Annotated in this window: 9 protein-coding genes and 1 pseudogene; 3 read left to right on the forward strand and 7 right to left on the reverse strand. The window is 44.2% G+C overall.

Annotated elements, in window-relative coordinates:
* The 3 genes and pseudogenes from A3GG_RS0109960 to A3GG_RS0109970 form a co-directional block, all read left to right on the forward strand.
* Nucleotides 1-735: pseudogene (locus A3GG_RS0109960) on the forward strand (peptidase domain-containing ABC transporter); the annotation flags it as partial.
* Between the two features lies 1 nt (nucleotide 736).
* On the forward strand, nucleotides 737-1,222 hold the full coding sequence (locus A3GG_RS0109965) for a hypothetical protein (protein ID WP_018359149.1): 486 nt from the start codon (nucleotides 737-739) through the stop codon (nucleotides 1,220-1,222).
* A 291-nt stretch (nucleotides 1,223-1,513) separates the two neighbouring features.
* Nucleotides 1,514-1,999: a ferritin gene (locus A3GG_RS0109970; RefSeq protein ID WP_018359150.1), complete on the forward strand. Its 486-nt coding sequence runs from the start codon at nucleotides 1,514-1,516 to the stop codon at nucleotides 1,997-1,999.
* A gap of 78 nt (nucleotides 2,000-2,077) precedes the next feature.
* On the opposite strand, the gene A3GG_RS0109975 is transcribed toward A3GG_RS0109970, so the two are convergent.
* The 7 genes from A3GG_RS0109975 to A3GG_RS12330 all read right to left on the reverse strand — a co-directional run.
* The gene (locus A3GG_RS0109975) at nucleotides 2,078-3,190 is read right to left on the reverse strand and encodes a TIGR04133 family radical SAM/SPASM protein (protein WP_018359151.1); all 1,113 of its coding nucleotides are present in this window, start codon (nucleotides 3,188-3,190) and stop codon (nucleotides 2,078-2,080) included.
* Nucleotides 3,191-3,439, reverse strand: a complete 249-nt coding sequence (locus A3GG_RS0109980; RefSeq protein ID WP_018359152.1) for a hypothetical protein — start codon at nucleotides 3,437-3,439, stop codon at nucleotides 3,191-3,193.
* Between the two features lies 1 nt (nucleotide 3,440).
* On the reverse strand, nucleotides 3,441-3,896 hold the full coding sequence (locus A3GG_RS0109985) for a radical SAM-associated putative lipoprotein (protein ID WP_026215774.1): 456 nt from the start codon (nucleotides 3,894-3,896) through the stop codon (nucleotides 3,441-3,443).
* 552 nt (nucleotides 3,897-4,448) lie between these two features.
* Nucleotides 4,449-7,055 carry a carboxypeptidase-like regulatory domain-containing protein gene (locus A3GG_RS0109990; protein WP_033408812.1) on the reverse strand — a complete coding sequence of 869 codons (2,607 nt, stop codon included), beginning with the start codon at nucleotides 7,053-7,055 and terminating at the stop codon, nucleotides 4,449-4,451.
* 7 nt (nucleotides 7,056-7,062) lie between these two features.
* Nucleotides 7,063-8,793, reverse strand: a complete 1,731-nt coding sequence (locus A3GG_RS12885; RefSeq protein ID WP_083900407.1) for a GLPGLI family protein — start codon at nucleotides 8,791-8,793, stop codon at nucleotides 7,063-7,065.
* A 99-nt stretch (nucleotides 8,794-8,892) separates the two neighbouring features.
* A complete protein-coding gene (locus tag A3GG_RS13490; protein WP_018359156.1) occupies nucleotides 8,893-9,057 on the reverse strand; it encodes a hypothetical protein in 165 nt (54 codons plus the stop codon).
* A gap of 356 nt (nucleotides 9,058-9,413) precedes the next feature.
* Nucleotides 9,414-9,608, reverse strand: a 195-nt coding sequence (locus tag A3GG_RS12330) for an integrase core domain-containing protein (protein WP_018359157.1), incomplete at its 5' end; no start/stop codon positions are given.

Below are 9,608 nucleotides of genomic sequence, written 5' to 3' on the forward strand. Positions count from 1 at the left end.
TAGATAACTTAGACATCAAGGTGGAGAACCTCTCATTTAAGTACGACATCTATAGCCCAACTCCTATCCTAGACCATCTCAATCTTACTATCCCCAATGGCAAGGTAACGGCTATAGTGGGTGCCAGTGGAAGCGGAAAGACCACTTTGATAAAGCTACTGCTTGGGTATTATTCGCCGTTAGAGGGCAGTATAAAGGTGTCAGGAAGAGACCTCGAGGAGTACAATCTTAGCTGGTGGCGGAGCCGTGATGCAAGAGGGATATCTCTTTAGTGACACCATCGCTCGGAATATCGCCATAAGTGACGACACTCCAGACATAGAGCGGATACGGGCTGCTGCTCGTACGGCTAACATTGCAGACCATATAGAAAGTCTTCCGCTGGCTTACAATACAATGATTGGGCAAGATGGTCAGGGTATTAGCCAAGGGCAAAGACAGCGAATATTGATTGCCAGAATGGTTTATAAAGACCCTACATTTGTATTCTTAGATGAAGCCACCAATGCTCTTGATGCCAATAACGAGCGAGCTATCACAGAGAAGCTAGAAGACTTCTACAAGGGTAAAACTGTAGTGGTGGTGGCTCACCGTCTATCTACTGTCAGAAATGCCGACCAAATCGTCGTACTTGACAAAGGAAAGATTGTAGAAGTAGGCAACCATGAGAGTCTTACTGCCAGCCGAGGCAAGTACTATGAACTCGTGAAGAACCAACTAGAGCTGGGTAACTGATATGGAGAAACAAGAAAAGAGCTACGAACTGAGAAGCGAAAAGATGCGGAGCATTGTGGGACAAATCCCTCCCGCACTTGTCAGATACGGCACCATCATCCTATTTGCAGTCTTGATGGTCTTATTTGGTATCGCCTACTTTATGCCCTACAAGCAGGTCTATTCAGGCACCATTACCTTTTACGATCTTTCAGAGCCTAGCACAACTGCTTATATAAGCTATGCCAACGGCAAGGTATTGACCAATATTGAAGAGCCTATTCCTTTGACTCTCCATCTTGAGACAGAAGACTTGGACGTTCAATTGAAAAGCATAGAGAACAGGCGAGATACGCTTAATCGCTATCCATCAATTGTAACACTTCCACCTGAGCAAAAAGTATGGTTACCCAAGCTCCAAAATAGCACCTTTGACTTTACCATCATAGAGAATAACGGCAATTTGCTTGGTCACCTTATCTCAGTTTTAAGCACGACTCTGGAGTGATTTGTTTTCCCCTTGTGGGGAGAGGGTCTTTTGTCGGGAAATAGATTCTCTTGGAATAAATTTTCCTCCGCAGGTTAGTCGTGATGTGGGGGGTGAGCGAATGGTTGTGGATATATATGGTAAGGACGTGGCAGATGTGGTCTGAATGGTTGTAGGCTTTGGACTTTGTCCTCGCAGTGTGTTGGTATTGTTAGATTTTATGTTTATTTAGCCGTTGTTCTCTGGCGGAATTCGTAAAAGAATCGTACCTTTGAGAATAGAAAAAGTTTAACGATTTAGAGTTTGAATGATATGATTAAGAAGGAATTATTGAAGGCAATCAACGAGCAGATCAATTTTGAGTACGAGTCTGCATTTATCTATAGGAAGATGGCGATTGAGCTGGAGACTCAGGCTTGGACTGGCTTCGCACACTGGTTTGCAGCTCAGTTCCACGAGGAGATGGCACACGCCGAGGAGATGCTACGCTATGTGCTAGAGCGCGGTGAGAGGCCAGAGCTTAAGGATATCAAGATGAATGATGTTAAGCTGGAGACGCTAGTGGATTACTTCGACCTCGCTTACAAGCACGAGTGCAAGGTATCGGAGCGTATCAATGATATTGTAGCTATGGCTATCGAGCAGAAGGACTACGCTACCGAGAACTTCTTCCGTAAGTATGTCAATGAGCAAGTAGAGGAGGAGGCAACTACTTCTGGTATCCTCGACCGACTCAAGCTAGTGAGTAGCAATGCTGGCTATATGATTATGGATAGGGAGCTAGGTGCTCGCAAGTAATTCGAAGGGTTATACATAATAGCAAGGGCGATACCAAAACGGTGTCGCCCCTTACTTATGCTTATAGATGATCGTGCTTCAGTAATGTGCCCCTGCCTTGAGACGCTCAAGATGGCATACAAGGAGTTTGCCTTCGTCGTCGTGGAGGTGCATGCCATTGCCTAGGCAGTACTTCCAGTCTTTGCACTGGGCACAGGCGCCTATCTTTGCCCAAGAGCGATTGCGGTACTTCTCGAATCTATTTTCCCACACCTCCCAAAGGTTGTCGTGGTGGATATTGCCCTGCTTGTAGTCGTAGCGTATGCTGGGGCAGGCACTGATAGAGCCATCGCAGAGGATAGAGGCGACATTGATACCTGCGCGGCAGTGGTAAAACTGTTGCCTCACTCGCCCTTCGAAGCTGCCGAGGTAGCCTTCGCAACCATACTGGGCTTGTATCTTGCCCTCTTCGTTGGTCTCGCAGATAAAGTTCATGAGGTCGTAGTGCTGTCGGTCGGATAGCTGAAGCTCTCTGTGCTCCGCAGCTCTGCCTACAGGGAAGATGGAGAAGAGTCGCCAGCGCTTCACCCCTTGGTCTATCAATTGCTGACGAAGGGTAGGGAGGGAGTCGAAGTTCATGGGGTTTACACAGGTAACGACATCCCATAGAATATCATCCACTTGGCTCAGGAGCTGTATGGCATGCCATGCTCTTGCGTAGCTGAGGGGGTGCCCCCGCATGGCGTTGTGCGCCTCTTCTAGTCCGTCCAGACTAATAGTGGCAGTATGGATGCCGGCTTGTCGTAAGCTCTCGAGCCTCTTTTCGTCGAGCAACATTCCATTGGTCACTATGCCCCAAGGGTAGCCCCGGCGATAGAGCGCAAGCCCTACTTCCTCAATATCTTTCCGCACAAGTGCTTCGCCACCTGTGAAGATGATGAGCAATTGGTGGGGCTGTACATGTGGGGTGAGGTCGTCTATGATCTGGATAAATTGGTCTGCCGATAGCTCCTCTACTCCGCTCTGTACCCTGCAATCGCTTCCACAGTGGGCGCAGTGAAGATTGCACCTGAGGGTGCACTCCCAGAAGAGGGTAGTCATCTGGTGGGTGCGGATGTTATCGTCCCTCAGGATACGATGAGCTTCTAGTGCGAGCCTTTGTCTGAGGGAGGGGGTAAGGGAGGGTTTATTGCGACGGAAGAGCAGAGACATTTACTTATCTGGTTTAGGAGTGGTCGTAGGTTCGTGAGGGACGGCATCTTTTGTCTCATACTCACGGTAGGGCGTGCCGTACATGAGGATAATTTCGCCATAGGGCGGACGGATGGAATCTTGCTCCGGTAGCACTGGTTGCTCGGGCGGAGGGGTCTTGGTCTTCTGCACTGTCTTGCAGCCGGTAAGACTAAGTACGCCTAGTGCCCCTATCGTGAGGAGGTTCCGTTTGAAGCGTTTCTTCTTCACGTTACTTGCGCTCCACTTTTAGGTGGATGCTCTTCTGCACAGTGCCGTTGTCCCAAGAGTCTATGTTCCTCTTTGTGAAATCGGCAGTGGTTATCTTCTCTTTCTGAGTGAGGTCGGTGACGAAGCCGTTCTTTGGCCCATCGACATCCTTGACTACGAAGGTTACTTCGTGGTCTTTGTACATACCATTGTAGCGCCCATCGATAGTCGCACGTCCATCGCTATCGGTGTGCTCTCTCTCGTCGTCTTGGAGGATGCCCACGAGGAGACCTTCCACTGGTCTGCCTACTTGGTCGGTAACCTTGACCTTGAACTGGTACTTCACTGTGGGCGTGCCGTACATGCACATGCCATTGTTTATATCCGAGCGGTCGCACCCTGATAATCCTAGCCAGCCGATGAGCGTTGCCACTCCGGCAGACAATAATGACCTGATAGATAGATAAGTCCTCTTCATAGCAATATACATTTGAAAGTGATACCTCGCCCAAAGGTAGCTATAATTTACTTATTCACAAAAGTGGAAGGTCTCCCAGAGGGGCTAATTCCCATTTTGAGGTTTGTGATCACACACCTGCGGTGTGTCAATAGTCTGAAAAAGGGGTGGCACAGCAATGGGGGTGTGTACAAAAGGGGCAATTGGTGTATTTTACACCAAATCATATTACCGTACGGTATGTAGAGTCAAGCCATGGCATGTTTCCAACCTGTTCTGTACCAACACATTAAGTGCCCCCCCCATGTGGAGACGCAGCATGCTACGCCTCTACCGCTGGCGTGGTACCCTCGCAATTTTGGACTTTTGACACACTCTCATAGGCTGATGAGGGTTGGCCCCCCCCCTTTTTTCATACTACTACAAATGGTGATACAGAAAAGACAAATCTCATATAAAAAGTTGTTGCACGGTGGCGAGCCTCTGCGTTGTGTAGCGATATTCAAATCGTCGAGAATGAGTTTATTATGAAACATTCTCAATAATTGCCCTTACAAAGTTTATATATGAGTTTTAGAATCTGAAGTAAAAACCGAGTAAAAGTTCCAGTGGACGAATTTGGTACTCCAATGTGTAGCTTGTCAGTGCACTAAGCGATGTATAGCCATATGTTCGGTTGTTAAATAGATTACGTGCAGTCAAATTGACCTCCCACCCTGCTGGAGCAGAGTACACCAACGAAGCATCCGCCAGAAGATAGTGCTTCCGCACATTTTCAGTAATCTCATTGTAATAGTGGTTACCTGTTAGTTCTACTCGCCACGATTTACTCGGGACAAAAGTGAGATCTAGCCTCTGAGCGTAATTATTTCTCCGCTCAAATCCCTGACCTTCCCCTTCCTGACCGCTCTGATTGTACGAAATCTCATAGAGCAGAGTCGCCCAAGTCGCAGGACGCATAGAGATTTGACCACTCAATATCAGCATATCGTAGCGATACGGAGTCAGCTCTTTTTGTAGCAACAGCTCCTGATTGCCCAACGAATAAAGAGCATTGAATGTCAGCACACTTCTCAGCCACATAAAGCCCTTACTCACACGACCATTGAGCGTCCATCTATCGCCTCTACTCTCCCGAGCTATGGGCTGCAAAACCATATAGCGATCCACGAAGTCACGACTACTCAGATGACTGGTGCGAAAACGATTATAAGAGACCGATGCACTTGCAAATAGTGCCTCTAGTGCATTACGATAGTTTGCCGAAAAGCTCGCATAGCCACTTTCACGATTTCCCAGTTCCTCCAGACCCAGCGAAAGCGTGCGATAGTTATTGAGGATATATCCATCGTACCACTCTTGGTCATCGAGGATTTCATTGCGATAGCGTACTGAAGCAGAGAGCTTCAATCGTGTCGTTGCCTGCAGTTCCAATCTGATACGTGGCGATAGAGGAAATCGATGAAGTCGGGTCGTCTTGCCACTTTCAATGCTATACGGTGTCCAAGCAATCGGTGCTTCTATCTCACTCTTAAAGTTTTTATAGCTATAGCTCAGTTGTGGTGTCGCATAGAGCTGATAATAATTGGCTCTTACATCATTTTCCAGCGGAGAGAGCGAAAGTTCCAAACCACTTAGATGACTCTCCATACTTCTGTGCATAGTCGCCAAGCCCAGCTTAGTGGAGAGTACCACACGGCCCAAAATATAACTAAGACTCGTAGAAGTGTTGGTAAATAGCAATTGCGAAGCTAGAGTTTGTCGTAAAGTTGGATGCTGTGTTTCACTTTCCACTTCCAAGACATTTGGTCGCCTCTCCCACTTCACAAACGAATTGAGTGAGAAACCACCTCTGCCTCTACGCACTAGGAAGTTGAGCCTATTTTCCACACCTTGTCGTTCCCCTTTTACTGCTTGAACATTGGGATACGTTCCAGCTGTGAGTAGCTCCACATTGTTCCACTCAAAGTTTCCCGACAGCTTATTACTCAGATAGAGCTTAGGACGATTAACCAGCAGATTGACATCTACAGAGAGATTCTTGTCACGAGCCTCCGACTCCTCCTGGCTCTCAATCACTCTATTGCCATCATTGAGGAAGTAAATCATCTCCGAGCGACTACTAGAGAGGTCTGTTTGGTGACTATAATTGACCTTGATCGTCAAATCTATATGCTTACCCAGCCCCCACAAGTTATTGGTACTCACCATATGCGACGGACCTTTGCGAGTTCGGTTGAGAGCCAACTGAGACGGCACTGATGGCGAGACCCCTATAGGGTTAGAGAGCGAATACTCACCGCCAAATGGCGAACCATCATTATCAAATATGAGATTAGAGCTAAATGCACTCGCACTCTTACCAGCATTGGTGCTTCGCCCCGTGATGAGCACCTGATTCTCCTTCTTAAATCTCATTAGAGTTGCCTGACCATCCCACAGGAGAGCAGGCTTAGTATCCATATAGCCACCGCCCAATGTAGCTGTACCTACCCAGCGACTTTTAGCATCCTCTTTGAGACGAATATTAATAGCAGGATTTTGAGAGAAAGAGATATCCTCCAAGGCCTTAATCGGCTGATGATTTTCCATCACCTCTACAGACCCGACATCATCAGGATTAATCGTATTCGTCGCAATACCATAGCGACCTCCAAGCATATCACGCCCCTCGATATAAAACTTATTAATCGCCTGACCTTGGTACTTAATCTGACCGCTCTCCGACACCTCTATTCCAGGCATCTTCTTCAGTACATCAGCTAAGTTTTTATCCTGTATTTCACTAAAGTTAGAGACCAAATATCTGATTGTGTCCCCTCGAGCCGTAATTGCCTTAGCTGTTACTTTGACCTCTTGGAGTTCTGTGACTTGCTCTCGCAATTTTATTTCATAATAGCTCTGTCCCTCAGTGAGTTCTAAACTATCCTTGGCATATCCCAACATAGAGAAGTATAGCCATACGCCAGACGTAGGGTTTATATTCAATTTAAAATTCCCATCATTATTGGTTTTTGAATAGCTCAATACTTTTTTCTCTCCAGCTCTTTTTGCCACAACAATCACACCTGATAGTATGTCACTATCCTCTTTGCTAATTACTCTTCCCTCAGTCTGCCCGAATACAAGCAGACTATCGAATATACAAGTCAATAACAGCAAAAAAAATATTCTTTTCATATCATTTTCACTCTAGTTCCTTTGGCTTTGGGTAATTATCTATCTTAGAAGGAGTACTAAAAATTAATAATTCTCCTCCAGTGTTTGCATATACTTGATGGCTATTTATGAATTTAATCCTATCTATCTGTGTTGCATTTGGGGAGAGCAGTATCGTATAGTCTAGTAATGGTTGTTTTTGTTCTAACCCCTTTAAAGTATAATGATAATGTTTTTTTTCATCGTAAGCTTCAAATATGACCCCAGGTAGTCCAAAAAGCTTCCATGGACCAGCACCAATAGGAAGGTCAATTGAATACCATGCAAACCATTTTCTACCTCTGAAATTAGTAATGGCTAATTGGCAGTCATATCCAAGTATTGTTTTTTGTTTATCTAACAAATGCCACTTAATGTTTATCAAATCATCATATTTATACTGCTCTGTTCCGATATTATCATATACAAGCATCGCTCCTGTCTCGAGATTTATCTTGATAATATCTTGTTGTCCAAGCCTTGGCAACCTATTCATAAAATCTTTCATAGGTAATACTCCTGCTTTCACCGACTCGACGCCCTGATCAAAAAGACCTTGCCATTTTTTTTTGCCCTCTTCCGATCCAAATTCATCTTTCATTTGGTATGTACGCATACTGTAAGTGACAGATTGATTATCATGTATTTCAACCAATTGAATATCAGGCCTATAGTAGATTAGATCTATCGTATCTTTCAAGCTGGAATATTCATACTGCAGCAATAAATAGTCCTTCTTCCGGACTCCTTTGATAGAGTCAAAACTATAATTATCATCCAATAATGCAGTGCTTTCTGCTGCACTTTCAGTCTCTATATTATTTCCCTGTTTATAGTCTAGCTCTATAAAATCATTTTTCATTTCTTTCTGTGGTCTTTGACGATAACGAGTCCGAACACCTGAAGAAATTATCTGCTGCAGTGTATTATTATTATTTATATCTTCTCCACTAACGTATAATCTTACATCTCTCAGATAATCTTTGCGATCCACAATAGTAAATGGGGTCTCTGAAAACTTAATCCACCTAATAGATTCAATTGGCTTCTTTGGTGAATACTCCACACTAAATGCTGTCCAAAAAAAGTTCTTGTCTTCATCATATACTTCAAGTATGACGCCGGGTAATCCATGAAACTTCCATGGCCCTACTTCGACTGGGATTTCAGGCGTATACCAAGCTTCATATCGCCTACCTCTAAAATCACAAATAGCCTTATAAACCTGATATCCAGCAATCACACGTGAGTCATAATTCCTTAAAGTCCATTTTACATCCTCAATCGGCTCCCTATATAACACAGGCACATAAAATCTTTCTGAGTCGTAGTTAATTATAAGTTTTTGGTCGTGATCCACGTAGGTGTAATCAGGCAAAGTGTGTGGCTCGAGAAATAAATAAGGATTATTCTCATTAAGGCCTCTTTCCATCATTCGGATTTTTATTTTACCTCCATTTGGGGTATTTATCAATGAGTCAGAATAGTAAGCACTTTGAGTATAAGATAAAGAAAAAACGTCTCCGTGAAGAAAAACGGTTGTGTCCTTCATAATGCTAATACCGCCAAAAGGATTCTTCTTCATTTCAAAACGGTATAGTATCTTCAGGTTGGCTTGGTCTATTATAGAACTATGCTTATTATTTTCAATCTTAAAAGAAGATAGTAGAAATATAGATAGTAAAGAAACAATAAACACTGATATATTCTTTGTATTCATAAGAAGAGGCGGTTAGCAACATTATGGATTAATCGAGAGAGTTCTCTAGGAGCAAGTTGTCTTAGAGAACTCCCTCTTTTCTTAGATTAAGTGCATATATTAGCACTCACGGTAGAACGCTTCACACCACTTGTCCCATTGTTCTTCAGTCCAAGTACGCCCATGACGGCTAGCACTTTCTTGTAGTTCACCACACATGTTGCCTTCTGCTCTCTCTCCTCCTTTTATTGATTGAAGGGCTTCTTTATTAAGCTTCTCGTTCATATTAGTTAATATCAAAAATTATACACCATTTTTACACTCAGGTGAGTTTTGTGCCTTTACAGGTTGGTCTGGACAATATTTGTACCATAGTTGTCATCTATGCTGCTGTGATTTATACTCTATGATCAGTAAAGTTTGATCTTTGCAATAAGTTGGAGGACACGTCCTCCGCTTTCGAGCCGTACCAACCTCTACTCTACGAGCTCTGTAGATATTTTTTCCTATATACATTTCAGCAGTATCGTTCTATCTGAAAGTTATAGTACTCCCCATTTTTCGACAACGGGCTAGTGTTTTTTCTATCACTGTCGCAAACGTACACATTTTCTTTCTCTTTACATAGTTATTGGTTATTGTTATGCAGCTACTACTATTCCATATTCCATGGCAGGGAGTAGCTTGGTGATACTCTGGTGGGGGCGCTCATAGTTATAGAACTTTATCCACTTCCCTATTCCTTGCCGTAGTTCTGAGACTGTATCGGCTGGATTAAGATAGATATGTTCCTGTTTGATACTTCTCCAGAAGCGTTCTATCCAAATATTGTCTTT

This window comes from Porphyromonas levii DSM 23370, from assembly GCF_000379925.1.
Classification (GTDB): domain Bacteria; phylum Bacteroidota; class Bacteroidia; order Bacteroidales; family Porphyromonadaceae; genus Porphyromonas_A; species Porphyromonas_A levii.

Coding starts and splice junctions, on each gene's coding strand:
- A3GG_RS0109990 (WP_033408812.1), bottom strand. CDS start 7,055: ATGAAAAGAATATTTTTTTTGCTGTTATTGACTTGTATATTCGATAGT.
- A3GG_RS0109970 (WP_018359150.1), top strand. CDS start 1,514: ATGATTAAGAAGGAATTATTGAAGGCAATCAACGAGCAGATCAATTTT.
- A3GG_RS13490 (WP_018359156.1), bottom strand. CDS start 9,057: ATGAACGAGAAGCTTAATAAAGAAGCCCTTCAATCAATAAAAGGAGGA.
- A3GG_RS0109965 (WP_018359149.1), top strand. CDS start 737: ATGGAGAAACAAGAAAAGAGCTACGAACTGAGAAGCGAAAAGATGCGG.
- A3GG_RS12885 (WP_083900407.1), bottom strand. CDS start 8,793: ATGAATACAAAGAATATATCAGTGTTTATTGTTTCTTTACTATCTATA.
- A3GG_RS0109985 (WP_026215774.1), bottom strand. CDS start 3,896: ATGAAGAGGACTTATCTATCTATCAGGTCATTATTGTCTGCCGGAGTG.
- A3GG_RS0109975 (WP_018359151.1), bottom strand. CDS start 3,190: ATGTCTCTGCTCTTCCGTCGCAATAAACCCTCCCTTACCCCCTCCCTC.